The organism is Isosphaeraceae bacterium EP7, assembly GCA_038400315.1.
In the GTDB taxonomy this organism is placed as follows: Bacteria; Planctomycetota; Planctomycetia; order Isosphaerales; family Isosphaeraceae; genus EP7.
This window is the reverse complement of the sequence record CP151667.1, coordinates 2807579-2833383: the sequence shown is the minus strand read 5'-3', so window position 1 is coordinate 2833383 and position 25805 is coordinate 2807579. Positions and strand designations below refer to the sequence as shown.

Sequence of the window (25805 nt, the reverse complement as noted above, 5' to 3'; positions counted from 1 at the left end):
CATGCGATTCCACCACGCCACCCTCGAAAACGGCCTGAACATCGTCGCCGAGCTGAACGACCAGGCCCACTCCGTCGCCTGCGGATTCTTCGTCAAGGCCGGCAGCCGCGACGAGTCCCACGAGCTCGCCGGCGTCTCCCACTTCCTCGAGCACATGGTCTTCAAGGGGACCGAGCGCCGCGGGGCCGTCGACGTCAACCGCGACCTCGACAAGGTCGGCGCCAAGCACAACGCGCAGACCTCCGAGGAAGACACCTTCTACCACGTCACCTGCCTGCCCGAGTACCTCCCCAAGGCCTTCGACGTCCTCGCCGACATCCTCAGGCCCAGCCTGCGGCCCGAGGACTTCGAGACCGAGAAAAAGGTCATCATCGAAGAAATCCGGATGTATCTGGATAATTCGATGTCCGTCGCCTACGAGGCCGCCAAGGCCCTCCACTTCGGCGCGCACCCCCTCGGCCAGAGCATCCTCGGCACCGTCGAGAGCATCACCGACCTCTCCGTCACCCAGATGCGCGACTACTTCGCCTCCAAGTACAGCCCCTCCAACATCGTCCTCGCCTTCGCCGGCAAGAGCGACTGGGACGAGGTCCTCGAGCTGGCCCGCACCTATTGCGGCCCCTGGCGCGGCGTCGACAGCGCACGCCAGGCCGTCCCCCCCAGGGGCAGCGGCAAGTTCCAGGCGATCCTCCGCGCCGAGGACCAGCAGCAGACCATCCTCGGCATCGCCGACGCCCCCCCGCTCGAAGGCGACCACCGCTACGCCGCACAGCTCCTGGCCACCGCCCTGGGCGACCACACCGGCTCGCGCCTCTACTGGGCCCTCATCGACCCCGGCTACGCCGACGGCGCCGACCTCTCCTACCAGGACTACAACCAGGCCGGCGCCCTCTTCACCTTCCTCTCCTGCGAGCCCGGCCAGGCCCAGGACAACCTCCAGCGCGTCCACGACCTCTACGCCGAGGTCCAGTCCGCCGGCCTCACCGACCGCGAGCTGACCCAGGCCAAGAACAAGGTCCTCGCCCGCACCGTCATGAGGGCCGAGCGCCCCATGGGCCGCCTCGCCTCCCTCGGCTTCCACTGGACCTACCGCAAAGACTACATGACCGTCGAGGCCGAACTCGCCGCCTTCTCCAAGGTCACCCCCGACGACATCCGCCAGGTCCTCGACCAGTACCCCCTCCTCCCCATGACCCTCACCTCCGTCGGCCCCACCGTCGACCTCCGCGCCCCCGGCTGAGCAACGCCGAGGCCACGCTGGACCGCTTCGGAACCGGGCAAAGTCGGCCATCGAGAGAGATCGATGGACCGACTCGCCCGGGAAGACCACCGATGAGCAAGGCGGGAACGAAGATCATCGAAGCCCTGGAACTCTAAGGCCAGGTCATCAGGTCCGGCGAGGCGATCGAGAGGCATCTCAACGTCCGGACCTCTCCCATGCCGGGTCCGCCGGGCAAATACGACGGGTCGTCAATTCGTGAGCTCCGCAATGATTTACGTCAAGCGAGGTTCGCCGAGAGGGCTAATGCGAGCCAATCAATCGCCGCGCCCCCTAAAATTTGGGCGCTTCCATAGTGCGGCAGCCCTGCATCTTCGGCTACCAGGTTAAGATCCAGTCAGGGCAATTTAGGGTGCTAATGTATCCGCATGTGTAATATTCGCCATAAGATTCGAGTCGTTCGCGGAGATTGTGGCTCTCTCGAAAAAAAGGGACGAAACGAATTCCATTAGAGTGGATACCTCCATTGTGATAAGCCCCTTGAAGACCGAAAAGATTGATATCAAAAGGCGAAAACGACACGATTAGCAATATTGCGAAAGCAATAGATTTTCGAAGTGGCCTATCGTTAGGCAGAAGAACAAAATGCAAAATCAATGGGATTCCTATTGAGCGATACGATATCGTTGTCCAGACTAAAAAAGCAACGACAGCATGCGCCAGCACAATCTTTGGTCGCCCATTTTTTCTGTCCATACTGCTGGGCTCCTTGTCGATTTCAGTCACTGAATGGAGTCACGGTCGCGTTTGCATCCAGATCGCAGCAATCCTTCAAGAGCTCGAAGAATCCGGCCACCTGCCGAGGGCCCCATTCCTTCCCCATGCGATAGTCGAGCTCGATCGAATCGGAGAGGACAAAGATGCCGAGAACCGGCAACTCCGCGCCGCCGGCGATGACTCCGGAAATGCAGTGATTGTACATCGCAGCTCGACCTTCAGTCACCAGACCGGCGGCATCGGGGACGGAATCGACCGTCAATTCCGCCTCTACTTCGAAACTCCAAAACACAGGTGCCTCCCCCTCGATTCATGACCGGCGACGGAGCATCCTATAAATGGCAGAGACGCCGGTTGGGGACAATCCAACGATCTCGATCCCGGGTAACGAACCATCATCCGTGTCAAAGCAGCAACTTACCTGGTTCCATCGCGTGTCGATCATGTCGAACTCCTGCGAATTCGCATCGGGATTGACCATCCCGCACCAGCGTAGCAGCATTGATCGCATCCGTCTCGCACGTGGATGAGCTGTGAGCGGCCGCTCATTTCGAGCCTTCCGCCCAACGACATCTTACGCAGAGCACAGAAGCCGCGAGGAGCCCGACCCCCATGCGCATCGTCAGCCTCCTCCCCTCCCTCACCGAACTCGTCTGCGCCCTCGGACGCGGCGATGAGCTGGTCGGCGTCTCGCACGAGTGCGACTATCCCCCGGGCGTCGAGAAGCTCCCCCATCTCACCCGCGGCCTGATCCCCCAGGACGCTGACAGCGCCACCATCGACCGACTCGTCATCGAGCTGCGCGGCAGCCTTTACACGCTGGATGAGGCGCTGCTGGCCGAGCTGAAGCCCGACCTGATCCTGACCCAGGAGCAGTGCGACGTCTGCGCCGTCAACGAGGCCACCGTGCGCAGGGCCGCGGCCAATCTCGCCGGTAATCCCCACGTCGAGAGCGTCAACCCCCTCGACCTCGCCGGCCTCCACGCCATGTTCCGATCCATCGGCGACCTGCTTGGTGCCCGCGATGCCGCAGAGGCGCTCATCTCCGACTTCCAGGCCACCGTTGCCGAGATCGGCCGCCGCATCGCCGGCCGCCCCCCGCGCCCGGTCCTCCTGCTCGAATGGCTCGACCCCCCCTACTCCGCCGGCCACTGGAACCCCGAGCTGGTCGAGCTGGCCGGCGGCATCGACGTCCTCGGCCGCGCCGGCCAGCCTTCCCGCCGGATTACCTGGGACGCCATCCAGGCCGCCGACCCCGACCTCATCCTCGTCACTGCGTGCGGATTCACCCTCGACCGGGCCCGCCAGGAATTTCCCGCCCTGGCCGCCCGCCCCGAGTGGACCTCCCTCAGGGCCGTCCAGACCGATCAGGTCGCCCTCGCCGACGGCTCCGCCTACTTCTCCCGCCCCGGCCCACGCCTCGAATCCAGCCTCCGGATCGCCGCCGCCGCCATCCACCCCGACCTCTGCGGCGACCTCGCCGACGACTGCGACTGGACCTTCCTGGACTGAGCCCTCTCGGTCGATATCGGCGGGCAAATCCGGGCGGATCAACGTGGTCGTGGCATGGCCGGATTGGCGACGAGTTCGGAATGCGTCACGTGCGGGTCATCTCGCCGGGAACCAAATCACCCAGGTTGGTGAGGTGAAGCCACCGGCTCGATGTTGCCGGATCGCCTCACGACCGAAAAAATTTGGAAAAGCCCGGGACGATCTGCCGGAAAATTCGCGGAATCGCAACTGGATGGATTGGCGAGTGACGCGGCTCCCCGACGTGTGCAAGCAGGCCCCATTCTTTCTCAATTCGGCGGTCCTAAGAGCGGATACCCCGCGGATGAGTCTGGGTCATCGATGGGGGGGCGCCATTAGGCGATCTCGGCCGAGACGCGAAACGAAGCCAATGCAGTTTGCCGCGCCAATGCTGCAAAACGAAGCCAACTCGACGTCCGAAAACGAAGCCAATCCGTGGTCGGAAAAACGAAGCCAACTGTGGATGCCAAGCGTGATGGGGGAATTCAGGGCGTTTGACCTTGCGGATCGGGCGGGTCGTCGTGATAATCGCCCGATGCGCGGCCCAAGGGGCTGCATTTCCCGTTGGTAAAGAAGCGGATCGCTTGCGACCCTCTTCTTGAGAGGTCGGGCTCCCGGACCGGGCGAAGTTCAAGCCGGATCGGGTGGCAGGGCGGACGTGTGAGGCCGGCACACAGCGGCCAGTCAAAGGGCGACACATGGCGGACGCGGTCAAGATCAAGGCGGAGACTCGCGACCCCGCGAAGAACAAGGGGACAGGGACCACGGTCTCTCGCAAGCTCCGGTCGCAGGGGCGCGTCCCCGCGATCGTCTACGGGCACAAGCAGGCCCCCCAGCCCATCTCACTGACCCGCGAAGCGGTCGCTGAGATGCTCAAGAAGGCCACCCACCTGGCCGAGCTCGACTACGGCAGCTCGACCGAGATGGTCCTGGTCCGCGACGTCCAGTGGGACTATCTCGGCAAGGAAATCATCCACCTCGACTTCGCCCGTGTCGACGCCTCCGAGGCGATCGAGACCGAGGTCAAGCTCGAGATCCGCGGCACCGCGACGGGCGTCGCCGAGGGGGGCGTCCTCGAGATCGCCGTCCACAGCCTCGCCGTCACCTGCCGGGCGGACGCCATCCCCGACTCGATCCGGGTCGACGTCACCGACCTCCACCTGGGCAAGGCCATCCACGTCAAGGACCTGGTGCTGCCCGACGGCGTCAAGACCGACACCGACCCCGAGCTGCTGCTCGTCCACGTCGTCGCGCCGGTCGCCGAGGTCACGCCCGAGGAAGCCAGCGTCACCCAGCCCGAAGTCATCAAGGCCGAGCGTAAGGAGAAGGAGGACTGAGTGGGCGTGCCACCGGGGTGAGGTCGCCTCAGTCGTCTGCAGGATGAGTCATGAAACTGGTGGTCGGCCTGGGGAACCCGGGCAGCAAGTACGAAGGCACACGCCACAACATCGGCTTCGAGGTCGTCGACCAGCTCGCCCGAGGGGGAGCTGGGGTCGGCTTCAATCAGAAGTTCGAGTCGCTGGCCGCCGACGCCGAGATTGATTTCCGGCGCGTCCTGCTGCTGAAGCCCCAGACCTTTATGAACCTGAGCGGACGGGCCGTGGCCCAGGCGCTCAGGTTCTTCAAGCTGACCCCGGCCGACCTGCTCGTCATCTGCGACGACCTGACCCTCCCCCTGGGCAAGCTGCGGATCAAGGGGACCGGCTCCGACGGCGGCCAGAAGGGGCTCCGCGACATCGCGGCGCACCTCGGCACCGAGGACTACCCCCGACTCCGCGTCGGCATCGGCGAGCGAGGTGCCGCCGACGCCGCCGACTTCGTCCTCAGTCGCTTCCGATCCGCCGAACGCCAGGCCATCGACGACGCCCTGATCATCGCCACCCAGGCCGTGGCCGTCTGGGTCGCAAAGGGGTTGCCCGACGCGATGAATCGGTTCAACGGCCCCGCCCCGATCAAGTAGACGCCAGCCCAGCCAGGGCCGGCCTCAGTCCACTGCCGGATAGAACACGCTCGAACTTGACCCAGGGCCGCGGCCCGATAACGGAGGTTTCCCACTTGCCAGTTAGCACTTACGAAGGGATGTTCCTCCTGGATAGCGCCAAAGTGGCCGCGTCCTGGGACGACTCCGTCAAGCACGTTCACGACATCCTCGCCAAGCAAGAGGCCGAGATCGTGGCCAGCCGCCAGTGGGACGAGCGTCGGCTCGCCTACGCAGTCGACGGCCACAAGAAGGGGACCTACCTTCTGACCTACTTCAAGGTTGAAGGGGCCGCCATCAAGGAGATCGTCGCCGACTGTGCCCTCAGCGACGTGATCCTCCGCGAGTTGGTCCTCAAGGTTCACCCCAAGCTCATCGACCACCTGGTCGAGCGGGCCATGACCTCGACGCCCGGCGAGGACGAAGAGTCGCGCGAGGAAGACCGCGACGAACGGCCCCGCCGCCGCCGCCGCGACGACTGAGTCGATCCGTCGGCGCCTCCGCACGCCGACCCGGTCCGGATTGGGATCATCGCTGATCGCCGCCCGGGCCGATACAACGTGCGAAGGCGCAAGCGTCCGCCCCGGGGGATTCTCGTTGTGGCCACGGCCCCGATGTGATAACCTCCCCCCTAGATAGGGGACAACCGTTTAGCGTCGGGGCGAGACGCAGGGTTCGACGCCCGGTCCTCTTTGTGCAGGTGGGAGTCCAGGCGAATGGCCGACTTCAACAAGGTTCTGCTGATCGGTCGCCTCACCCGCGACCCTGAGCTGCGCTACACGCCGAACGGCGCCGCGGTGACCGAACTGCCCGTGGCCACCAGCCGGTCCTGGACCGGCAAGGATGGCCAGCCGCAGAAGGACACCGTCTACGTCGACGTGACCGTCTGGAACCGGCAGGCCGAGAACTGCTGCCAGTACCTCAAGAAGGGCCGCGCCGTGCACGTCGAGGGGTTCCTCAAGATGGACACCTGGGACGACAAGGCCACCGGCGAGAAGCGGTCGAAGCTCAAGGTCGAGGCCGAACGCGTCCAGTTCCTCGACCGTCGTGAAGACGGGCCGGGCGGTGGCGGCGGCGGCGACGATGACTTCGCACCCCACTCCGAGCCCCAGCCCAGGCGTTCGGCCCCGGCCGGCGCCGGCGAGGCCCGGGGCAACGGGCCTTCTCGTGGGGGTTATGCCCCGTCCGCGCCGGCACCCCGTCGTCCCGCCCCTCCGCCCTCGGCCGAGGAAGACGACGACATCCCGTTCTGAACCGACCGACCGCGTCGCCTGCCCGGCCCCGGAACTGAGAGTCTGGGGCCCGGCGGCGAGCACCGCGATCACGTAGCGTCAATTGACCTTGATCGATCCGACCCGACTTGAATGAGGAGCGACCGGGCTGGCCGGGTGACGAAACGCATCGGGACGTCGGCATGACCCGCCGGTCGAGGAATTCAACATGGCCAAGACTACCGCGAAGAAGTCCGACAAGGCCAAGCCCAAGGCGAAAGCCAAAGTCAAGAGGAAGCCAGGCGTCGGCGCCAAGGCCGCCGCGCCCGTGGTCGAGACCGCGGTCCGCCAGCCCGGGGTCGAGCGCCGCAGGAATCATCCGACCCGCGCCAAGGACGGGCAGATCGAGATCCTGCTGACTCACGCCGTCCCCCATGTCGGCCAGCCCGGCGAACTCGCCAAGGTCCGGCCCGGCTTCGCCCGCAACTACCTGATCCCCCAGGGCCTGGCCACCTTCGCCACGCCGCATAACCTGCGGATCGTCGAGAAGCATCGCCAGCGCCTCCGCCAGCTCGAAGAGGCACGTCGCGCCGACCTGCTCAGCCTGTCGGCCCAGATCGCCCAGCGGCAGATCACCATCGAGGCCAACGCCAACGCCGAGGGTCACCTCTACGGCTCGGTCAACGCCGACCAGATCGCCGCGGCCCTCAAGGCCGACAACCTGCCGATCGATGTCGAGAACATCCGGCTCGAAGGCCCGCTCAAGGAGCTCGGCCTGTACACGATCAAGCTCCACCTGGGCCAGGACGTCGACGCAGAGATCCGCCTCTGGGTGGTCCCCTCAGCGCACAGCGAAGAAGCCCCGGTCTGAGCCCCGGCCCGGACCCTCCGAACCTCACCGATGCCCGCCCCGACCTCCTCCCAGGTCGGTGCGGGTTGTCGGCGTTTAGGGGAAATGGGCTGCGATTGTGGTCGTCGTGGTTTCTGGCCGAGGCTCATGGCGGAACGGCCCCAGTGACGATACCATTGTTCAGCATGAGGCCTCCGCGGTCGCTCGCCAATCGAGCGCCCGGGGGCCCGCGCCGGAGGCCTCGATGCCCGGGATGGGCAATTCCCGGATGGGGCGATCTCGGCCGATTGCTCTGGGATGGAGCGACGCCCGACCATGGCCGACAACTCAACGAGCAAGAATCGCCGGGGCGGCAAACCCTGGCAACCGACTCTCACGCTGACCCCCCCGCCGGCCGGCGATCGCCTGCCCCCTCAGAACATCGCCATCGAGCAGGAAGTCATCGGCGCCTTGCTGCTGGACAACGACCAGCTGCACAACGTGATGCCGCTGCTGAAGGCCGATGACTTCTACCGGGACAGCCACCAGATCATCTTCCGGTCGATCAGCGACCTGTACACCCTGGGCAAGCCCGTCGACGCCCTGATCCTGGCCGATGAGCTCGCCCGGGAAGGCCACCTCGAGTCCATCGGCGGTCTCGACGCGATCAATCAGCTGATCAGCGCCACCCCGCATGCGGCTAACGCCCGGTATCACGCCGAGATCGTCCGCCAGAAGTCGATCTCTCGTCGCCTGATCGAGTGCGCCAACGAGATCCACTCGGCCGGCTACTCCGAGACCCACACCGCCGACGAGCTGCTGGAGCTGGCCGAGTCGCGCATCTTCAAGATCGCCGAGGAGGGGGTCACCGGCGAGACGGTCGAGCTGAAGGACGTCGTCCATCAGGCGATGGAACGCATCAGCGCCCGCGCCGAGGGGGGCCTGCCCATCTCCGGCATGGGCTCAGGCTTCCCGGACCTGGACAACCTGACCGGCGGCTTCCAGGGCTCGCAGCTCGTTATCCTTGCGGCCCGCCCGTCGATGGGAAAGACGGCCATCGCGCTGAACCTCTGCGAGCACGTCATCCTCGAGCAGAAGCTCGGCGTCCTGTTCGTCAGCCTGGAAATGGGCCAGCTCGAACTCGCCGAGCGGCTGCTCTGCTCGCGGTCGAGGGTGGACAATCACAAGCTCCGCACCGGCCAGAATTTCCGCGGCCAGGATATGGCCATGCTGGGCAAGGCCTACGACGAGCTGCGGACCGCCCCCCTGTTCATCGACGACACCCCCGCGCGGAACATGCTCCAGATCACGGCCAACGCCCGTCGCCTCAAGCTCCGCCACAACCTCGGCCTGGTCGTGATCGACTACATCCAGCTCGTCGATGCCGAGGAGTCGCGGGACAGCCGGCAGGAGCAGATTGCCAAGATCAGCCGTCGTCTGAAGCAGCTCGCACGCGAGCTGAACATCCCCGTCATCGCCCTCTCCCAGCTCAATCGAGGCGTCGAGAACCGCGAGGATCGTCGCCCGCGCATGGCCGACCTCCGCGAGTCGGGGGCCATCGAGCAGGACGCCGACCTCGTGCTCTTGCTGCACAGGCCCGACTACTATGATCCCAACGACAAGCCCAACCAGGCCGAGCTGATCGTGGCCAAAAATCGAAGTGGTGCCACCGGCAGCGTCGACCTCCAGTTCGCCAAGAACATCACCCGATTCCAGCCGCTCGACACGATGCACGACGACACCGGCGTCTTCTGATCAGGGCGCGGTCAGGCACGCGCCGGCAGGGCCCAGGGGGAGATGTCCACGTCCGTCTCCCCTCGCATCATCAGGTCGGCGACCACCCGGCCCACGAGGCATGCGAACTTGAATCCGTGCCCGCTACAAGGGCTGGCCAGCACGACGTCGGGCCGACCGGGCCAGGGGCCGACCCTGAAGTTTTCGTCGTCGGCGACGGTGTACAGGCAGACTTCCTGCGAGACAATCGGGGCCTCGGCGAGCGCGGGGATGTGGCGTCGGAGGAACTCCTGGACGCATCCTGCGTAATCGTGGGCGGGCTCCCGGTCGTCGAGGTCCGGGTCCACCTCGGGCCCGTGGTGCCTGGCCGCCTTCACACCCGTCGCCAGGAAGTCGGGCATCCCGTAGAACGCATCCTGGGGTGTTTCGCCGATGTAGATGAATGCAGGAAACCGGCCGATCGCATAGGCTGCGGCGTCGGCCGGTTTCATGTAGAGCACCTGCTGACGCGTTGGCCTCAGTTCGGCGTCCAGGCCCGGCAGGAGCCGGCCGGCCCAGGCGCCGGCGGCCACGACGAGGCGTTCTGCCTCGATCCGGAGGTTGCCGGCCAACAGGACCGGGCGAGGCCCGTCGAGGTCGATGCGGTCGACTCGGCACCCTTCCAGGACGCGTGTCGCGTTTCCCCCCAGCGACCGAGCCATCTCGATTTGCGCGGCCAGGGCCCGCGCAGCCGAGAGGATGCCCGCGTCGGGCTCGAAGACGACGTCGTAGTCGCCCGGCAGTCGGAACTCTGGCTGGAGTCCGTTCCAATCGGACCCGCTCATCTGCCGATGTACGACCCCGATCGCCGCCAGGCTCTTGGCGACCCGCGCGGCGTAGTCGTGCCGACCGGGGCAGAACGAGACGCCACCGGTCCGGATGTAGAGGCATTGGCCCGAGTCGGCCTCAAGCTGGCGCCAGGCGGCGAAGGCATCGAGCATCAGCCGTGCATATCGCGGGTCGGAGTAAGAGTGGCGGGTGATCCTCGCCGCCCCGTGCGAACTGCCGCGGGCGTGGCCAGGCGTGAATTGCTCGACGATCAGGACAGGTTCGCCGCGTCTGGCCAGGTGGTAGGCGGCGGCCGTGCCCATCGCACCGGCGCCCAGGATCACGTTTCGCGCCCGGATCGTCTCGGTCATCGTCGGTCCATCCCGCCTGGTTCAGTGCGTGCTGAGATGTCGCCGGGGTTCCCATTCTTCCCTTGAAGGGAGATTCGCTGCAACCGTCTCGATTGAGCCCCACGGGACTTCAATCGTTCGGCGATGGTGCACAAGTGACGGAGAGATAGTTTCTCCACCGAGCGATATTGCGGTCGGGAAATTCGCCCTGCGAGCACGCGGCGGACGGGAGAACGTTGCGAACTCGGTCGCCCGCGCATCGGATTGACCACACATGAGCTTTTCTTCGCCCGGCATCCTCTGCGGGATCGTCCTAACTGGAGAGCCTTGCCTGAGCCGATCGCATGGCAAGCGGAGACGGCCATTCGGGTTGCTTCGAAATGAACGATGGCCGCCGACAATTTCCCTCCCGGACTGGGGGGGACATCGCAGGCGGCCGTCGATCGGATCCAGTAGATCGCTTAACTAGACCGTCGGCCCGTTAAGAGCGCGACGACCGAAGATCAAGGAGACCACGAACAGGACCAGGAAGATCAATGCGAAGAGCTTGGCCAGGTCGGCCGAAGTGCCGCTGAGGCCGCCGAACCCCAGGGCAGACGCCACGATCGCGATGATGGCAAAGAAGATCGCCCAACGTAGCATGGTCAACTCTCCGTCTTGAAGGTCCGGTTTCAGGTCATCGTTTATCAATTCGACGGCCGAGCCACATCGACTCGGCCGCGAGTTTTGAGCAACGAAATTCCTTAACGCGATTTCAGTGCCAATCCGAGCACCAGGCCGGCGACAATTCCAACGCCGAAGGCGACGGCGACCGACTGGCCTGGGTTCTGGCGGACCGTGTCGACCGACTCTTCGAAGCGAGCACGGGCCTGGTCGGCCACTTGGCCGTAGCCCTCGCGGAGTCGCTCGCCGGCCTGCTGGGCGACCTGCCCGGCATGCTGGGCGTATTCACCCGCCTGACCGGCCAGATTCGCGACGGCCGAGGATCCACCCTTGGTGAGGTCGCCGAGGAAGTGCTCGATCGCCTCACGTCCTTCGCCGGTCTTCTGCTGAATCTTGCCGACGAGTTGGTCGATGTTCCCGCCCTGGAAGGCGAGGTCGTCCTCGGTCAGCTGGCCCCACTTTTCCTTGACCTGGCCGCGGAGCTTAGTCCACTGGCCCTGCAATTCTTGCGCATTGATTGCCATCGCCGGAATCTCCTGACTTCACCCCTGCCGACGTCACCGCCGGTCTCTGAACACAGTACGTTGCAACAGCAGTGCCAAGTGCTCGTCGGGCGATCTGGTGTGGGCGAGCGGGTGCGGGCGACGAAAAAACCCCCGCCACGCCGAGGGGGCGTCGCGGGGGTTTCGGTGCTCAGAGCGAGCGGACCGGGGCGACATGCACCCCGGCTCGGATCACTTGGGCGGTTCGACGGCCGGGGCGGTGGCGGCCGGCGGGGCAACCTCGACGACGGGCGCCGTGGCGGCCGGGGCGGCGTCGGTCTTGTGATCGCCCGTCTTCTCGACCTCGGTGGTGGTCGTCGCGGTGGTGGAGCCACCGGGAGTCGTGACCGTGCTGGACACTTCTTCCTTGGCGGTTTCACCGCAGCCGGCGAAGGTCATCAGGCCCAGGGCGAGGGCCGAAGCAAGTGCGCGCTTCATAAGAAACTCCTTTGGTGCGTTCATCTTCGCTCGAATACGACCGACGGCGTTCCGAAGATGGTACGCACGGCCGACCGACCGACGGCATGACTTTAAAGCAAGTCAGGCACCGCATGCAACCGCTCTCCCCCCCGGAAACCCGAGCGAGGCGTGAACCTCTGCGGAGCCGGGCACGCGATACTCTCAATTACGAGGTTCGGGGACGATTTCGTTGGGACTTTACGAGAATGACCCTCGCGCAGGGTGAACCGGCAGGAAGCTTGCTCTCTCCTGCGCACCCAGGTTCCTGAAATGTTGGCGTGATGGGCGGCACGTCCGTTGCAATGGTGGGAGAAGTCGGTCCGGGCGGGGACCTGGATCATCTCGATTCGCGTATGAGCCATTTGAAGGAGCCAACCCATGCCAACCGGCAGACCGAACCAGCCCCAGCCGAACCAGCCCCAGAATCGTGGCCAGGACCAGGGGGCCCGCAACGGTGGGTCGGGCGGCCAGCCCCAGCAGCCCCAGGGCGTTCGCCAGCAGGCCGAGCACCTCGCCGAGGGGGCCAAGGAAGCCGCCGGGCAGGCCGTCAACCGGCTCCGCGAAGGCTATGGTGAGGCCAGCGAGCACCTCGCCCACAGCTACCGCCAGGCCGAAGGGACCATCGCCCGCAACCCGGCCTCGTCGACCCTGATCAGCTTCGGCATCGGCTTCGGCATCGGCCTGGCCCTGACGGCGCTGCTGGGCCGAGAGGAGGAGACCTGGGCCGACAAGTACCTGCCCAAGAAGGCCGCGAAGTACGTGCCTCGCGACGCCGCCAAGTTCACGGGCAAGGTCAAGGCGCAGGCCCAGGACACGTATGCCGACCTGCTCGACCACTTGCGTGATCTGCCCGAGGCGATCGCCAGCCGCCTGCCCAGCAGTCTCACCCGCCGCTGAGATCCGATCGAGATCGAACGCTTGGAAGGCCTCCCCCCCGCGATGGGGGGGAGGCCTTCCGACGTCGACCGGCCGGCGAATTCTACGTGGAGGGCCGCCGACCGGCTATCATGTCGGGGGCTCGCGCGTCCGGCGGGACCATTCCCGATCGACGATCGACACTTCACCCTCGGGGCCTCCTGACGTGCTGACCAACTGGCGGGCCTGGATCCTGGCCCTTCTGCTGGTGGGCCCATTCCTGGCCTACCTGGTGTTCGGCTCGCTCTGGCTGTTCGAGCATGGCTGGCTGCTGGCGGGGAGCCTGCTCTGGACCGCCTCGGGCGTCGCCTTCTATGCGCTGGCCTCGCGCTGGACGAAGGCCACCCGGATGGTGCTGCCCCCCATCGATTGGGAGGCGCCGCAGACGTTCTCGCCGCTGGACCGCCGGGCCTGGGAGATCGTCCAGGAGGAGGCCGAGAACACCGAGTCGGTGCCCATGGAGCAGCTGCTCACGGCCGATGCCCTGTTCGAGACCGGCAAGGCGCTGGCAAGGCGGCTGGCCGAGCACTACAACCACAATTCGGGCGACCTGGTCGAGACAGTCCCGCTGGTGGAGATGCTCGCGGCCGTCGAACTCGCGGCGGAAGACCTCGAGGCGCTCTGTCGCCAGGTTCCGGGCGGCGATTTGCTCACCTCGGGCCACATGAAGAAGGCGGTCGTCGCGGCCGGCTACCTGCAGCGGGCCAACGAGATCTACGGCTACCTGCTGCCCATCTTCAACCCGATCAGCGGCCTGCCCCGTCTGGCCTCGCAGCAGTTGATGGTCAAGCCCGCCTGGCGCGACATGCAGATGAACCTGCTGCGCTGGCTATATCGGGCCTACGTCAACCGGATGGGGGCGCACCTGGTCGAGCTCTATAGCGGCCGGCTGGCCATCGGTACCGAGAAATATCGCCGGCTGACACGCAAGCACACAACGAAGGCCAGGCATTCCGACCACGAGACCCTTGGGATCCGCCTGGCGGTGGCCGGCGCAAAGGGGCCGGGGGCGCCCAGGATCCTGGCGGCGCTGAAGTCGGCGCGGTCGGGCGACCCGTCGCTGATCAAGGCCAGGCTCTCGGCCGCGGGGCTGGATGCCTCGTTCCTGGACAAATTGGAGATGGTTGTGTGGGTCGACGTCCCCTATTACACGTCGCACCCCGGGGCCGAGACGGCCCGCGACCGCTCCACACGCAAGGAGGCGGTCGAGGCGGCCGTGGACGTCGACGCCCTGATCCTGGTAGTCGAGCCCGGCGACCTGCCGACCCTGGCCGATCAGGGATTCGCCAAGGCCTGGGACGCCTGGTTCATGGACCATCCCGACATCGAGATCCCGCCCGCCCTCGTCGTCCTCGACCGGACGGGGATGGACGACCATGGGGGGATCGGCGAGGGGCAGGCCGCCGCGTACCGGACGCACTTCCCGCCGACGTTCCTGAACCTCCTGCCGCTGAGCGTCCCCCAGGATGACGCCTTCGCGGTGGCGTCCAGGATCCTATCCCCGCTTTCGATCGTCTGGCCGCGCGTCGAACGTTCGGCCCTGATCCGCCAGCTCAGGCAGACCTCGTCGCGGTCGAAGGCCAACCGCCTACTCAGCCAGGTTGGGCAGCAGGGTGCTCGGCTCTGGAGTCACTTACGCACAAACCCCAAACGCACCGCGGGCGAGGATGCGAGGCGTTAGGAGAGCCGACCGGCCCTCGTCCCAGGCTTCGGCGTGGGTTTGGCTTGCGCCCTTGGCACCGGGCTTGCTTTCGTCGCGTTGCATTGGTGGCGGCGGCCGCCCGATCGGGCGGCATCGCCCGACCCCCTCCCGGCTCATCGAGGAGCGTCACGTGTCGACGGCGAGTCCCGAAATCGACGAGATCCGCAAGCGGATGGCCTCGATCCGCCGCGAGATGCACGAGAACGTCAAGGGCGTCGTGCAGAACGCGGAAGAGGTCACCGACTGGCGTCGGTACGTCCGCAGCTCCCCCTTGCTGGCGCTCGGGGGGGCGTTCGTGGTCGGCTATCTGATCGTCCCGCGCAAGCAAGCGGCCGTGCTCGCGCCCCAGGTCATCGCGACGCCTCAGGGCGTGACCGGCCCCGGCCCGCAGCAGTTCTTCGCCGCGGCCGAACCGGCCGCGAAGAAGTCGTCGATCGCCCGGACACTTTTCGGCGCCGCCTTCGGGCTGGTCTCGCCGATCGCCATCCGCGCGGCGCAGGGCTATGCGATGCAGTATCTCGAGTCCTTCATCGCCCAGCAGGCCGGGGGCGCATCGGCCCTCCAGGCGTTCCTGGCGAATGCGGGGGCGGCCCAGCCGCCTGAGCCCGCTCCCGCCCGGCCCAAGCCCGACCCGACCCGGCCGGGCACCCCGCGGCCGGGGGACGGCCCCGTCCGACCCTGAACCGATGCGGCCCGGCTGCGTACCGCACTCAACGAGGGACCGAGACATGATCGACCGATTACGTGAGTCAGGGCAGGCGCTCGGCGGCCAGCCCGAATCGTGGCGTGAGCAGGCTTTGGGCGCATCGGCCGCGGCCCGCGAGGGGTTCGCCGACGGGACCGAGCGGCTCAAGACGTTCGTGATCAATCAGCCCGCGAAGGCCCTGGGCCTGGCGCTTTTGGTGGGGGTCGCCCTGGGATGGCTAGTCAAGCGACGATGAAGAACAACGGGATCGCCACGCCCCTGGAAGGGGTCGTCGAGAGCGTGGCGGGCCTCGGCGGCGACATCGCGTCGTTGGCCGAGCTGCAGGGCAAGCTGGCGCTGGCCGATCTAAGAGAGAGCACCAGCCAGGCCACGGTCCCGGCGACACTTCTGGCCACGGGCGTGGTGGTGGCGCTGTCGACGGTGCCCGTCGCACTGGTGGGCCTGGCCTATCTGGTGGCCGAGTCGACGGGCTGGCGCACCAGCCTGGCGTTCCTGGCCACGGCTGCCGCGGCCCTTGCGGTGGCGCTGGTGGTGTCCTACGTCGGCTATCTGGGCCTGACGAAGAGCTTCGGCAGCTTCCGCAGATCACGCGACGAGCTGACCCGCAACGTCTCCTGGATCAAGACGGTCCTGCTGCACAGCGGCCGCTCCGTGGCCCCGAGACGCATCTCGTGACAGACGACGTGTCGATCGGCAGGCGGGCCGCGCTGCTCATCAACGCCAGGTCGAGGACCGGTGAGCACGCGACCTCGGCGGCCCTGGGGGCGCTGAAAGACCGCGGCCTTCAGGTCGGACGGGTCATCCAGGTCTCCAGGCCCGATGAACTCGGGCAGGCCGCCCGCGACCTGCTGGCCGACGAGCCCGACCGCCTGATCGTGGGCGGCGGCGATGGCACGATTGCCACGGTGGCGCCTCTCATCGCACGCACCGGGGTCGCCCTCGGCGTGATCCCGATGGGGACGGCCAACGACTTCGCCCGGACGTTGCTCATCCCGGTCGACCTCGACGGGGCCGCCGATGTCGCCGCGGGGGCCTGCTGGCGGTTTGTCGACCTGGCCCGGGCCAATGTCGGTTGGTTCCTCAACGCGGCTCACGTCGGCGTGGCGGCGGCGGCGGTCTCGCGCGACGTCTCGCCGAGCCTGAAGCTCTGGTTCGGGCGGGCCGTCTATGCGGTCGTCGGGCTGCACGCCCTGATCCGTTCGCCCACCTTCAAGGCGACGATCACGACCGAGGCGGGCACCATCCGCGTGGAGGCCCGCGAGCTGGTCATCGGCAACGGCCGATATTATGGCGGGGGGGTGCTCGTCTCCGAAGGGAGCCGGATGGACGACGGCGAGCTGGTTATCTATGCGATGGGGGCACGCAGCCGCTGGGAGGTGGCCGGGACGATGGCCCTCCTGAAGCTCCAGGTCCCGCTGGATCGCCCCGGCGACCTGTTCATCAAGGCCCGCAACGTCTCGATCGAGGCGGACCCGCCGCAGGGGGTCACCCTGGACGGCGAGTCGAGGGGGCAGACGCCGCTGACGGTCGAGGTCGTCCCCGGTGTCCTCCGCGTCCTGGCCCCCCCGGATGACACTCCCTGATCGTGCCGAGGCAGGTCGGGTCGGATCAGACCGGCCCGGTGCCCGGCTCGGCGACGACGTCGGTGACCACCTGGCCCACGGATGCGTTGTCCAACCAGGGGGCGACGTCGGACCAGGAGACGATGCCGACGAGCTGGCCGTCCGGGTCGACGACCAGGAGCCGCCGGACGGCGTGCTCGGTGAACTTGGCCTGAATCTCGACGAGCGTCGCCTCCGGCTCGATCGTGACGACCCCCTGGGTCATGATGTCGGTGACCTGGAGATCGGTGACGTTGGCGTGGTCGGCCAGCGACAGCGCGACGTCGCGGTCGGTGAGGATGCCGACCGGCTTGCCGTCATCGAGCACCGGCACGGCGCCGCACTCGGCGTCGCGGAAGATCATGACGGCCTCGAGCACGGTGCTGTAGATCGAGCAGGTCCGCGGGGCCGCAGTCATCAGGTCGGCGGCGGTCTGCGTCAGGGCGCGGGAGGTGGCCATGGGCGAGCAAGCTCCGGGAGCGTCGGCGGCCGGGGCGATCGCCCCTTCACTCCCGGAGCGAGACTGCAAGTCGCGGGCCGGCCGCCTCAGGTTGACTTGAAGGGGTACTTGTCGATCTCGTACTGGCTGATCTTTCCCGAGATGCTCCGGCGCGACAGCCCGCAGAGCTCGGCGCAGCGGCCGACGTTCCCGCGGCTCTTCTCCAGGGCCTTGAGGATGTACTGCCGCTCGATCTGCTCGGTCGCCTGATTCAGGTAATACGGCAGCGGCTGGGACAGGTCGATCTCGAACTTGGGCTTGTCCTCGACGCTGTGCCCGGTGACGCGCTGGGGGAGGTTGTCGACGTTGATCGTGTCGCCGACGGTGGTCACCGCGGCCCGCTCGACGGCGTTCTCCAGCTCGCGGATGTTTCCGGGCCAGCGATAGACGAGCATCCGGTCCATGGCCTCGGGCGAGACCCGCTTGGCCGGCTCGTTGGGGCGTGCGTACTTGTTGAGGAAGTGGGTGACCAGCAGCGGGATGTCCTCGGGCCGGTCGCGTAGCGGTGGCAGGTCGATCTTGATGACATTGAGGCGATAGTAGAGGTCCTCGCGGAACTTCCCCTCCTTGACCTCGTTCTCCAGGCTCTTATTCGTCGCGGCGACGACGCGGATGTCGACCTCGATGGTCTCGTGCCCGCCGACGCGCTCGAACTTGCGCTCCTGGAGCACTCGCAGCAGCTTGGCCTGCATGGCCGGCGAGATGTCGCCGATCTCGTCGAGGAAAATCGTCCCCTTGTCGGCCAGCTCGAATCGCCCCTTTCGGCGGGCGTCGGCCGAGGTGAAGGCCCCGCGCTCGTGGCCAAACAGTTCGCTCTCGAGCAGGTTCTCGGGCAGCGCGGCGCAATTGATCGCGATCAGGTTGCCCTGCCGGTCCTCGCTGCTGTAATGCACCGCCTTGGCGATCAGCTCCTTTCCGGTGCCCGTCTCCCCCTCGACGAGGACGGTGCTCTTGGTCCCGGCGATGTGGCGGACCAGCTCGAAGATGGAGTGCATCTTCGGATTCTTGCTGATAATGCCGTTGAAGCTGAAGTTCTCCTTCAGTTGCTGGCGGAGCCTGAGAACCTCGTCCTGCAGCGCCCGCTTCTTCAGGGCGCGGTCCATCACCAACCTGAGATAGGTGGGGTCGATGGGCTTGGTCAGGAAGTCGTAAGCGCCGAGCCGCATCGCCTCGACTACCCGGTCGATCGACCCGAAGGCCGTCGTCACGATGGTGGTGACCAGGACCCGGCGCTGGGCCACTTCGCGGATCAGGTCCATGCCCCCCATGCCGGGCATCCGCAGGTCGGTGATCAGGACGCTGTAGTCGACCTCGGCCAGCGCGGTCAGGGCTTCCTGGCCGCTGGAAACCGTGTCCACGCTGATCTCATCGGACTCCAGGAGCTTGCGTAGCTGGGTCGTCCCGTACGCATCGTCATCCACGACCAGTACCTTACGTCGCATTCTCTCCCCCACCCGTCGCCAGGATGACCGGCCTGACGCCCAGTTCGGGCGTCCGCTTGCTCGGCTACTAGGAAATTTAGTGCCGAAAAGTCGTGGCGATCTCCTAGCGTCGAGAAGCCCACGATGAATAGCAAACTATTTATCGCCGGCGAGAAATCAAGTGCTCATTCGCGGGCCTTTCGTTAGCATACGAAAACTTTCGGCGACAAGATTTGCGGCGTGGGAGTTGCTGCTAGCTCGAAGCCTGAGGAAGGTCTATCAGGCTCACCCGGATCCAGCCGGGTTTGCCTTCGGTCCAGGCACCTCTTCGAGAGCCGACCTCCGCGATGGTCCGCGGCGGTCGACTTCTGTGTCTGCCCGCGGGCAATGAGAGCCCCTTGAACGTCGGATATTCAGGGCCGGGCGAGGCAATTCGGGTCCCCACCCCGGACCTCGGCCTCATCCCGCCGAATACGATCCGACAGGGAGTGCGGCGTACCCATGAAGTCGTCAGGTCGAAGCCGAGCTGGAACCATTGCGATGACAACCTCATCGGTCGCGATCCTCGTCGTTCGCGAGAGCAAGGACGCGGAAGCCGACCGGTCGATCGACGCGATCCGTGACCTGGGCTTCAACGTCATCGACGCCGCCGCGGATGGAGAGACCTTCGGCCTGCTCCGTTCGACCGCGCCGTCGGTCCTTGTCTACGTCGAGCCGGCGTCCGGCGGCATGCCAGGCGGTGTGAAGGGGGAGCCGGGCGAATCGCTGTTGGCCCAGGCCCGCTCGGCGAAGATTCCGGTCCTCGCCGTCGTCTTCCCCGGGGGGGCCCCGGAGAGGCTCGATCACTTCGACGACTTCGTCCTGCAAGGGGCCGAGCCCGAGGAGGTCGTCACGCGACTCCGGCGGCTCATCGCCCGGCGCGATGACACGCTGGCATCCAGCTCGCTCGACCCGAATTTCCTGGCCGTCGTCGTGCATGACCTGCGGACGCCGCTCAACGCGATGGGCCTGGCCATCCAGGTGCTCGAGCACGTCCTCGGGCGGAAGGCCCCCGACCTCGACGAAGACCTGCGCTGCATCCGCGTGAACTCGGCCCAGATGGAGAAGATGCTCGCCCAACTGAGCGACTATTGCCGGATCGGGATGATGCTCGACGACATCCGGCCGGTGCCGTTCGACCCGAGGCGGCTGGCGGAGGAAATCATCGAGAAGTGGCAGTCCAAGATGCCGGCCCCCGCCCCTCGCGTCGATCTCGAGATCGACGCAACTTGCCCGGTCGAGGCCTCGCTCGACCAGACCCTGGTGGGCCAGGCAATCTTCTACTCGCTGTCCAACGCGGCCGGGGCGATCTCGGGCGACACGCCGATCCGCCTGCGCCTTTCGGGCGAGGGTGGCGGCCAGGACGATGCCGACCGCTGGGTCGTCTCGATCGCCGTCGACCAGCCCCCGCCCTCGTACGTCGAGCCGATCACCTTGCACCCGAGGGTCTTCGAACGCCTCAACGGCGTGGCGGCCGAGCGTCGAGGCCTCGACCTGGCCGTCGCGGCCTGGGTCAGCCAGCTCCTCGGCGGCAACGCCAGGCTCGACGTCGCCCCCGGTCATGGGACCACGATCGTGCTGGATTGGCCCGCTCGATCGCCCTCAAGCGAGGACTGACCCGAGCCGCCCTCGACGTGCGGGCCGGGGCTTGGAATTGCGTGCGGCCCCGGCACGGCCATTGCCTTGGATCTTCGATCAAGAAACGCCACGGGCGGGTTTCGCCGAGAGGGCGGCCCGAAGCGGCGATGTCCCGACTTTCCCGAATGGATATTGCCATGGCAACGACGACGCCGACAGTAACGATCGACCGCGCCTGGATCCTCGAGCAGTTCTCCAAGGGGGTCGACTCGCTCGACGGGATGAAGACCGAGGCCGAGGCCCGGGCCCAATCCCCGCCCGACGCCGAGCTGGCCCTGCTGTACAGCGAGATCGCCAAGTCGGTGGCGCGTCACCGCGAGGTCGTCTCGACGATCGCGGCGCGATACGGCGACACCCCCAGCCGCGGGGCAGGCGGCGGCATCGGCGAGGCCATCGGCCGGATCAAGGACAAGGTCGGCGAGATGGGGGCCAGCTCCCTGGATCTCGTCGGCAAGGACCTCGGCGCCAAATCCAACGCCATCCACTGGTCTCGCGCCTGGGTCGAGGCTTTCGCCGCCATCGGCGATACTCAGAGTTCCGAGGAGCTGGCGACGGTCCTCGCCGAGGAGGAAACCCACCGAGACGCGCTCCAGAAGGTGCTCGCCACGCTGGTCACCCGCGGTGCCCGCGGCGAGCTGACGGCCAAGAAGGCCTGAGCCCTGCCGCTCGACCTCGATCGATCCACGAGGGCCGCCGGGTCCGCCACAACCCGGCGGCCCTCGTCGTCGTTCGAATCAGCACGAAACCCCCGAGGCATGCCCATCTCGTGATAAAGGCATGGCCTCGGGTGGATTGGGACGCAGGTCTCAGACGGTCAAAGAGCCGAGCGGTGTGCCCGCCTGGAGACGATCGCGGCCCGTGGAATGGTCGCTATCTTCCTGGTCCTCGGCGCGCGAGAGCTGGTCCATGACCGGCTTGACCCCCTCGCCGTACTCTGAGACGAGCTTGCCGCCGAGCCAGCCGGTGTAAGCCGACAGGCCGCCGCCGGCCAGGGCGAGCACCCTGGCGAGCGTGCCGGGGGGCTCATTTCTGGCCGAGGCCCGGGCTCTCATGATGTAGCTGGCCACGAAGAGGCTGCTGACCAGGGCGTTGCCTAGGCCGTGCGCCGTCGCCACGTCGTGGCTCGGGCGATCCTGGGGGATCTTGCTGTAGTCGCGGATCCCCGTGACGATCGCACCGGCGGCGCCCAGCAGGCCGATGCCCATGCTAATCTGGGCGGCATCGTCGAATGAATCGTCGCCGGTGGCCAGCGCCAGGCCGTCGCACAGATTGCTGACGGTCCAGGCACCCAGGGGCAAGGCGACGATGGCCGGGTGCGGGCTGTGACCGAGCAGCTCCTCGGTCTTGTCGACGAGTGCGGAGATGGGGTCCATCGCGGGTCGTCCTCCGGATGCATGACTCTTGGGGTCGTCGCTTCGCTTCACATCGGCCGTTGCCGTTGCCTGCTCGGGTCACTGTGGGCTCTTGGGAGTGCCCGTCTCGATGTTTCCGGCCGGTTTCGTCTCTCCCGCGGCGCTGTTGCCGGCGGGCGACTCGATGGTTGGTGGCGTGGCACGCACGGCCTCGGCATCCTTTGCGGTCTGCGAGTCCTTGACGCCCGCGGCATCCGAACCCCCCCGGCCGCCGTTGCGGGCCCCGGTTCCGCCTGCGTTGCCGGTCCCGCCGACGTCGGAGCCGGCCAGGCCGGCGGAGGTCCTGTCCATGCCGTCGGTGATTCCGGGGGGCGTCGGGGTGGGTGCCCCCGCGGCGCCGCCGGCCATGCCGTCGCCGTTGGGGGTCGGGCTGGGCTGGTCGGTGCGCTCGGCGCCCCGTTCCGAAGAGCCGGTTCCGGGGTTAGGATTGAGGATGCCGGCCCCGTCCGGGCCGTTGTTGCACCCGGCCGCCAGCAGGGCCAGGGCCAGGACGACGCGGTTCTGTGTCTTGGCGATCATGGACGTGTCCCTCCGGATTGGGGATGGTCTTGGACGAATGGTGTTCGGGCTTCGGTCTTTGCTGGCCGGTGTTCAAGGCGAACGCCATGCCGCGTGGCACGCCGGATGCCACCGGACATCGGCACGTCGGCCGCCCCGGCCCATCGACTCAGGGCTCAGCCCCGGGCCGGGTCTCGTCAGCTGGCCATCCCTGGAGGTTCCGAGGTGCTCATTCCTGTGCGACTCCGCGAAGCGTTCAAATTCGGCGGTATCCGACCGTCGGAGGCGGTGATGAGGACCTGGAAGCGGATCAACGACAACGAGATCCTCACCAGGGCCTCGGCGGTCTCCTTCTACGGGATGCTCGCCCTCGTCCCGTTCCTGGCCTTGATCCTGACGCTGATCATCAAGCTACTTCCCGACGTCACCGGCCACGCCCAGGAACAGGGTGTGGGGAACCTGACCGTCGACCAGATGCGCCAGATTCTGCGCGAGTTCTTCCCGACCGAGGCCTACACGGTGGTCGAGGCGCAGATCGCGAGGATCCAGAAGGAGCCGCCGGTCGGCCTGCTCTCCCTGGGCCTGGTGATCACGCTCTGGACGGCCTCGAGCCTCTACCTGGCGATCATCGACGCGATGAACCGGATCTACGGCGTGGTGGAGAGCCGTTCGATCGTCCGACAGCGCCTGATCGCCGTCGTGATGACGTTCATCCAGGCGCTGATCCTGATCGTCTCGCTGGTCACCATCGTCGCCTGGCCGCAGATCATGGGATGGCTCGGCCTTAGCGACCAGGCGGTCGTTCTCGCGACGACCGTTCAGTGGGTGGTCCTGGCGATCGTCACGCTCACCAGCTTCGCGCTGACCTATTACGTCGCGCCCGACGCCGACCAGCGCTGGGAGTGGATCACCCCCGGCAGTCTCGTTGGTGCCGGCTTATTCCTGCTGGCGAGCTTCGGGTTCCGCGTCTACGTGCAGAACTTCGGCAACTACGACAAGACCTACGGCTCGCTGGGCGGTGTGATGGTCCTGCTCTTCTGGTTCTGGATCTCGTCGTTGGTGCTGCTGGCCTCGGCCCAGTTCAACAAGGTGATCGAGGACGCCTCGCCGCTGGGCAAGAGCTACGGCCAGAAGCATGACGTGACCAATACCCCCGACCTGGCCAACATTAATCCGAGCACGTCCAATGCCCCCGACCTAGCTAACATCGAGCCAAGGACGTCCAATACCCCCGACTTGGCCAACATCGAGCCTAGGACGTCCAACTGATGCGCGCCAGGCGCCCGCGGATCTCGGGGCGGCACGTGGGGCTCGCCCTGCTGGCCGGGTCGCCGGCGCTGGTCGCGCTGTTGGTGCTCGCGCACGATTGGATCGGCGCGATCCCCTGGTGGTTCAAGAAGGGCTGCGGCTGGGCGGTTTTCATCGCGGCGTTGGCCCTGCTCGCCCGTCGTCTCTGGACCGTCAGGGCCGGCGACACCTGGCCCGAGCCCCCTGCTCCACGCCCCGTGGGGCCTGCGGCAAGGTGGCTCCCCTGGGCCTTGCGTCTGGCCACGCTCTCGCTGGCCTGGCCGCTTCTCAAGGATCCCGCGAACCTCGGATTCGGCGACTGGGATTACTTCCTGGAGAAGTTCGAGGCCATCCGCCGGACCATCCTCGTCTACGGCGAGTTCCCCTGGTGGGACCCGTGGTGCCGCGGGGGTGTGCCGCTGGCGGCCGGCCCGCAGGTGGGGCTCGTCTCGATCGCCACCCCGTTGGTCCTGGCGTTCGGCACGTCGGTGGGCCTGCGGTTGGCCGCCGTGCTGATGCTCCTGATCGCCGCAGAGGGGGCCCGCAGGCTTGCCGACCGCCTGTTCGGCGACCCCTGGGCCTCGGCCCTGGCCGCGCTGGTTTATGCACTGAATGGCGGCCTCCAGGTCGACACCGTGGCCGGCTACTTCATCTCGATGAGTTACGCGGCCATTCCCTGGCTGATCGACGCCGTCTTCCGACTGGAACGGTCGAGGCGTGCCGGCCTCGCACTGGGCGCCTGGGGGGCGTTCGTGGTGCTGGGCGGGATCCAGTATCCCAGCATCCACGGTGTCCTGATCGCGGCCCTGGTCTGGGCGAGGGCCGTGTGTGTGCTGGACGGCCCTCGACGTCGGAAGCTACTTGCGCACTCGGCCATCGCGATGGGGGTGGCGCTGGCACTCTCCGGCTGGCGGATCGGGACGCTCGCGTCCGTGATGCGAGACTTTCCGCGCAAAATCCCGCCCGGCGGCGACGAGACGCTCTCAGGCCTCCTCGGCCACCTGCTCAACCGGCCCGCACAGGCCTTGCTCCGAGGCCCCGAGGCCCTGCCGCCTTACTTCTGGGAGTCGACCTGCTACGTCGGCCCCGCGGTACTCATCGCCGCGGCCATCAGCCTGGCGGGCGGATGGAAGTGGTGGCACACCCTGATGTTGGGGTGCGGATGGCTGGCGGCGGGCGGCTCGCGCTGGTACTTGCCAAGCTACTGGCTGGGCCACTGGCCGGTGTTCTCGACGATGCACGCCGTCGGCCGATGGCGGTTCGCCGCGATGCTCGGCCTGGGCCTTGCGGCGGCCTCGGCCGTGGCCCGCTGGCGGAGTTCGGGCGGTCGTTGGCGAACCGCGGCAACGATCCTCGTGCTCGTGGTCGCGGCCGACCTCCTCGCCCTGGGGAACCAGACGCTCCACCTGGCCTTCAGCATCAAGCCGGTCGCCTCGGCCTTTCCCGGGGCCCCTTCACCCGGTCTGATCTCGATTGGCGAGTGGCCCGGCTTCCCGGCCATCCTCGTCAACCGGGCCGTCGTCCAGGGCTATGAACCCCTGCTCGGCTACGACCGCCATGCCCCGACCGCCCGAACCTGGCAGGGGCTGCCCGGCTATCACGGCGAGTTCTCGGTCGGCGGCAGGCCGGTCGAGCCCGAATTCTGGAGCCCGAATCGCGTCGTCCTTCGCGTCGAGCCCGGTGCGACGGTCGTGATCAACCAGAATCCTGGGTCGTGGTGGTCGATCAATGGCCGCCCCGCTGACGCCTCGCTGCGCTGCGTCGAGATGACCCGCCCGTTCGAAGCCGCCGCCGATGCCCAGGGCCGGCTCGTGCTCGAGATCAGGCCCAGGGGCCTGGCCGTAGGATATGGGCTTCACGCCCTGGGGTTCGGGCTCATCCTCGCGGGCCTCTTCGCATCCGGGCGTCCGGGAGACGCCCCGGGTGGTCGATCGCGGGCCGGGCCGGTAGACTCGGCGTTGGCCGGCGAAGAAGTCTTATGGGAGTGA

The 25805-nt window shown here is 67.0% G+C and carries 27 protein-coding genes; 18 read left to right on the top strand and 9 right to left on the bottom strand.

What is annotated here, in order from left to right; translation table 11 throughout:
- The first annotated feature begins 1 nt into the window (after position 1).
- Entirely contained in the window at positions 2 to 1240 is a 1239-nt protein-coding gene (locus EP7_RS10770; protein ID WP_463527857.1) for a M16 family metallopeptidase, read from the top strand.
- A 757-nt stretch (positions 1241 to 1997) separates the two neighbouring features.
- On the opposite strand, the gene EP7_RS10765 is transcribed toward EP7_RS10770, so the two are convergent.
- A complete protein-coding gene (locus EP7_RS10765; RefSeq protein ID WP_463527856.1) occupies positions 1998 to 2288 on the bottom strand; it encodes a hypothetical protein in 291 nt (96 codons plus the stop codon).
- Positions 2289 to 2608: 320 nt separating this feature from the next.
- Between EP7_RS10765 and EP7_RS10760 the strand changes: the two genes are divergently transcribed.
- The 7 genes from EP7_RS10760 to dnaB all read left to right on the top strand — a co-directional run bounded on the left by EP7_RS10760 (position 2609) and on the right by dnaB (position 9299).
- A complete protein-coding gene (locus EP7_RS10760) occupies positions 2609 to 3508 on the top strand; it encodes a cobalamin-binding protein (protein WP_463527855.1) in 900 nt (299 codons plus the stop codon).
- A gap of 716 nt (positions 3509 to 4224) precedes the next feature.
- Positions 4225 to 4863, top strand: coding sequence for a 50S ribosomal protein L25 (locus tag EP7_RS10755; RefSeq protein ID WP_463527854.1), 639 nt, complete (start codon positions 4225 to 4227; stop codon positions 4861 to 4863).
- Positions 4864 to 4913: 50 nt separating this feature from the next.
- On the top strand, positions 4914 to 5486 hold the full coding sequence (gene pth / locus EP7_RS10750) for an aminoacyl-tRNA hydrolase (RefSeq protein ID WP_463527853.1): 573 nt from the start codon (positions 4914 to 4916) through the stop codon (positions 5484 to 5486).
- A gap of 95 nt (positions 5487 to 5581) precedes the next feature.
- The gene (gene rpsF / locus EP7_RS10745; protein WP_463527852.1) at positions 5582 to 5986 is read left to right on the top strand and encodes a 30S ribosomal protein S6; all 405 of its coding nucleotides are present in this window, start codon (positions 5582 to 5584) and stop codon (positions 5984 to 5986) included.
- A 234-nt stretch (positions 5987 to 6220) separates the two neighbouring features.
- Positions 6221 to 6757, top strand: a complete 537-nt coding sequence (locus EP7_RS10740; protein WP_463527851.1) for a single-stranded DNA-binding protein — start codon at positions 6221 to 6223, stop codon at positions 6755 to 6757.
- A 187-nt stretch (positions 6758 to 6944) separates the two neighbouring features.
- A complete protein-coding gene (gene rplI, locus EP7_RS10735; protein ID WP_463527850.1) occupies positions 6945 to 7586 on the top strand; it encodes a 50S ribosomal protein L9 in 642 nt (213 codons plus the stop codon).
- A 294-nt stretch (positions 7587 to 7880) separates the two neighbouring features.
- Positions 7881 to 9299 (top strand): replicative DNA helicase, encoded by a 1419-nt coding sequence (gene dnaB, locus EP7_RS10730; protein WP_463527849.1) that lies wholly within the window; start codon positions 7881 to 7883, stop codon positions 9297 to 9299.
- Between the two features lie 11 nt (positions 9300 to 9310).
- Here the strand turns inward: dnaB and solA are convergent, their stop codons facing one another.
- The 4 genes from solA to EP7_RS10710 form a co-directional block, all read right to left on the bottom strand.
- Positions 9311 to 10456: an N-methyl-L-tryptophan oxidase gene (solA, locus tag EP7_RS10725; RefSeq protein WP_463527848.1), complete on the bottom strand. Its 1146-nt coding sequence runs from the start codon at positions 10454 to 10456 to the stop codon at positions 9311 to 9313.
- A gap of 444 nt (positions 10457 to 10900) precedes the next feature.
- Entirely contained in the window at positions 10901 to 11077 is a 177-nt protein-coding gene (locus EP7_RS10720) for a DUF1328 domain-containing protein (RefSeq protein WP_463527847.1), read from the bottom strand.
- Between the two features lie 101 nt (positions 11078 to 11178).
- Positions 11179 to 11622 (bottom strand): CsbD family protein, encoded by a 444-nt coding sequence (locus EP7_RS10715; RefSeq protein ID WP_463527846.1) that lies wholly within the window; start codon positions 11620 to 11622, stop codon positions 11179 to 11181.
- A 210-nt stretch (positions 11623 to 11832) separates the two neighbouring features.
- Positions 11833 to 12078 carry a hypothetical protein gene (locus tag EP7_RS10710; RefSeq protein ID WP_463527845.1) on the bottom strand — a complete coding sequence of 82 codons (246 nt, stop codon included), beginning with the start codon at positions 12076 to 12078 and terminating at the stop codon, positions 11833 to 11835.
- Between the two features lie 399 nt (positions 12079 to 12477).
- Between EP7_RS10710 and EP7_RS10705 the strand changes: the two genes are divergently transcribed.
- The 6 genes from EP7_RS10705 (at position 12478) to EP7_RS10680 (ending at position 17005) form a co-directional block, all read left to right on the top strand.
- Positions 12478 to 12996 (top strand): hypothetical protein, encoded by a 519-nt coding sequence (locus EP7_RS10705; protein WP_463527844.1) that lies wholly within the window; start codon positions 12478 to 12480, stop codon positions 12994 to 12996.
- 184 nt (positions 12997 to 13180) lie between these two features.
- On the top strand, positions 13181 to 14695 hold the full coding sequence (locus EP7_RS10700; RefSeq protein WP_463527843.1) for a GTPase: 1515 nt from the start codon (positions 13181 to 13183) through the stop codon (positions 14693 to 14695).
- Positions 14696 to 14846: 151 nt separating this feature from the next.
- The gene (locus EP7_RS10695) at positions 14847 to 15398 is read left to right on the top strand and encodes a hypothetical protein (protein ID WP_463527842.1); all 552 of its coding nucleotides are present in this window, start codon (positions 14847 to 14849) and stop codon (positions 15396 to 15398) included.
- A 46-nt stretch (positions 15399 to 15444) separates the two neighbouring features.
- Positions 15445 to 15657, top strand: a complete 213-nt coding sequence (locus EP7_RS10690; RefSeq protein ID WP_463527841.1) for a DUF883 family protein — start codon at positions 15445 to 15447, stop codon at positions 15655 to 15657.
- Positions 15636 to 16097 (top strand): phage holin family protein, encoded by a 462-nt coding sequence (locus EP7_RS10685; RefSeq protein ID WP_463527840.1) that lies wholly within the window; start codon positions 15636 to 15638, stop codon positions 16095 to 16097. The genes EP7_RS10690 and EP7_RS10685 overlap by 22 nt, the downstream gene beginning before the upstream one ends.
- Positions 16094 to 17005 (top strand): diacylglycerol/lipid kinase family protein, encoded by a 912-nt coding sequence (locus EP7_RS10680; RefSeq protein ID WP_463527839.1) that lies wholly within the window; start codon positions 16094 to 16096, stop codon positions 17003 to 17005. The genes EP7_RS10685 and EP7_RS10680 overlap by 4 nt, the downstream gene beginning before the upstream one ends.
- Positions 17006 to 17030: 25 nt before the next feature.
- Here EP7_RS10680 and EP7_RS10675 read toward each other — a convergent pair whose 3' ends face one another.
- Positions 17031 to 17483 (bottom strand): CBS domain-containing protein, encoded by a 453-nt coding sequence (locus EP7_RS10675; protein ID WP_463527838.1) that lies wholly within the window; start codon positions 17481 to 17483, stop codon positions 17031 to 17033.
- 86 nt (positions 17484 to 17569) lie between these two features.
- Positions 17570 to 18964, bottom strand: a complete 1395-nt coding sequence (locus EP7_RS10670) for a sigma-54-dependent transcriptional regulator (RefSeq protein WP_463527837.1) — start codon at positions 18962 to 18964, stop codon at positions 17570 to 17572.
- Positions 18965 to 19483: 519 nt separating this feature from the next.
- Between EP7_RS10670 and EP7_RS10665 the strand changes: the two genes are divergently transcribed.
- On the top strand, positions 19484 to 20599 hold the full coding sequence (locus EP7_RS10665; RefSeq protein WP_463527836.1) for a hybrid sensor histidine kinase/response regulator: 1116 nt from the start codon (positions 19484 to 19486) through the stop codon (positions 20597 to 20599).
- A gap of 158 nt (positions 20600 to 20757) precedes the next feature.
- Positions 20758 to 21276 (top strand): hypothetical protein, encoded by a 519-nt coding sequence (locus EP7_RS10660; protein ID WP_463527835.1) that lies wholly within the window; start codon positions 20758 to 20760, stop codon positions 21274 to 21276.
- 150 nt (positions 21277 to 21426) lie between these two features.
- Here the strand turns inward: EP7_RS10660 and EP7_RS10655 are convergent, their stop codons facing one another.
- On the bottom strand, positions 21427 to 21993 hold the full coding sequence (locus tag EP7_RS10655) for a DUF2231 domain-containing protein (protein ID WP_463527834.1): 567 nt from the start codon (positions 21991 to 21993) through the stop codon (positions 21427 to 21429).
- Positions 21994 to 22071: 78 nt separating this feature from the next.
- On the bottom strand, positions 22072 to 22551 hold the full coding sequence (locus EP7_RS10650) for a hypothetical protein (RefSeq protein WP_463527833.1): 480 nt from the start codon (positions 22549 to 22551) through the stop codon (positions 22072 to 22074).
- Between the two features lie 204 nt (positions 22552 to 22755).
- On the opposite strand from EP7_RS10650, the gene EP7_RS10645 reads away from it, so the two are divergent.
- Both EP7_RS10645 and EP7_RS10640 read left to right on the top strand, forming a co-directional pair.
- Positions 22756 to 23799: a YihY/virulence factor BrkB family protein gene (locus EP7_RS10645; protein WP_463527832.1), complete on the top strand. Its 1044-nt coding sequence runs from the start codon at positions 22756 to 22758 to the stop codon at positions 23797 to 23799.
- Positions 23799 to 25805 (top strand): DUF2339 domain-containing protein, encoded by a 2007-nt coding sequence (locus EP7_RS10640; protein ID WP_463527831.1) that lies wholly within the window; start codon positions 23799 to 23801, stop codon positions 25803 to 25805. Before EP7_RS10645 ends, EP7_RS10640 begins: the two co-directional genes overlap by 1 nt.

Excerpts from the sequence above, each read along its gene's own strand:
- EP7_RS10740 (WP_463527851.1), top strand. The coding sequence starts at position 6,221 with ATGGCCGACTTCAACAAGGTTCTGCTGATCGGTCGCCTCACCCGCGAC.
- EP7_RS10675 (WP_463527838.1), bottom strand. The coding sequence starts at position 17,483 with ATGGCCACCTCCCGCGCCCTGACGCAGACCGCCGCCGACCTGATGACT.
- EP7_RS10690 (WP_463527841.1), top strand. The coding sequence starts at position 15,445 with ATGATCGACCGATTACGTGAGTCAGGGCAGGCGCTCGGCGGCCAGCCC.
- EP7_RS10760 (WP_463527855.1), top strand. The coding sequence starts at position 2,609 with ATGCGCATCGTCAGCCTCCTCCCCTCCCTCACCGAACTCGTCTGCGCC.
- EP7_RS10720 (WP_463527847.1), bottom strand. The coding sequence starts at position 11,077 with ATGCTACGTTGGGCGATCTTCTTTGCCATCATCGCGATCGTGGCGTCT.
- EP7_RS10755 (WP_463527854.1), top strand. The coding sequence starts at position 4,225 with ATGGCGGACGCGGTCAAGATCAAGGCGGAGACTCGCGACCCCGCGAAG.
- dnaB (WP_463527849.1), top strand. The coding sequence starts at position 7,881 with ATGGCCGACAACTCAACGAGCAAGAATCGCCGGGGCGGCAAACCCTGG.
- EP7_RS10670 (WP_463527837.1), bottom strand. The coding sequence starts at position 18,964 with ATGCGACGTAAGGTACTGGTCGTGGATGACGATGCGTACGGGACGACC.
- EP7_RS10685 (WP_463527840.1), top strand. The coding sequence starts at position 15,636 with ATGGCTAGTCAAGCGACGATGAAGAACAACGGGATCGCCACGCCCCTG.
- EP7_RS10655 (WP_463527834.1), bottom strand. The coding sequence starts at position 21,993 with ATGGACCCCATCTCCGCACTCGTCGACAAGACCGAGGAGCTGCTCGGT.
- EP7_RS10710 (WP_463527845.1), bottom strand. The coding sequence starts at position 12,078 with ATGAAGCGCGCACTTGCTTCGGCCCTCGCCCTGGGCCTGATGACCTTC.
- rplI (WP_463527850.1), top strand. The coding sequence starts at position 6,945 with ATGGCCAAGACTACCGCGAAGAAGTCCGACAAGGCCAAGCCCAAGGCG.
- EP7_RS10705 (WP_463527844.1), top strand. The coding sequence starts at position 12,478 with ATGCCAACCGGCAGACCGAACCAGCCCCAGCCGAACCAGCCCCAGAAT.
- EP7_RS10665 (WP_463527836.1), top strand. The coding sequence starts at position 19,484 with ATGACAACCTCATCGGTCGCGATCCTCGTCGTTCGCGAGAGCAAGGAC.
- pth (WP_463527853.1), top strand. The coding sequence starts at position 4,914 with ATGAAACTGGTGGTCGGCCTGGGGAACCCGGGCAGCAAGTACGAAGGC.
- EP7_RS10770 (WP_463527857.1), top strand. The coding sequence starts at position 2 with ATGCGATTCCACCACGCCACCCTCGAAAACGGCCTGAACATCGTCGCC.
- EP7_RS10640 (WP_463527831.1), top strand. The coding sequence starts at position 23,799 with ATGCGCGCCAGGCGCCCGCGGATCTCGGGGCGGCACGTGGGGCTCGCC.
- EP7_RS10660 (WP_463527835.1), top strand. The coding sequence starts at position 20,758 with ATGGCAACGACGACGCCGACAGTAACGATCGACCGCGCCTGGATCCTC.
- EP7_RS10650 (WP_463527833.1), bottom strand. The coding sequence starts at position 22,551 with ATGATCGCCAAGACACAGAACCGCGTCGTCCTGGCCCTGGCCCTGCTG.
- EP7_RS10715 (WP_463527846.1), bottom strand. The coding sequence starts at position 11,622 with ATGGCAATCAATGCGCAAGAATTGCAGGGCCAGTGGACTAAGCTCCGC.
- solA (WP_463527848.1), bottom strand. The coding sequence starts at position 10,456 with ATGACCGAGACGATCCGGGCGCGAAACGTGATCCTGGGCGCCGGTGCG.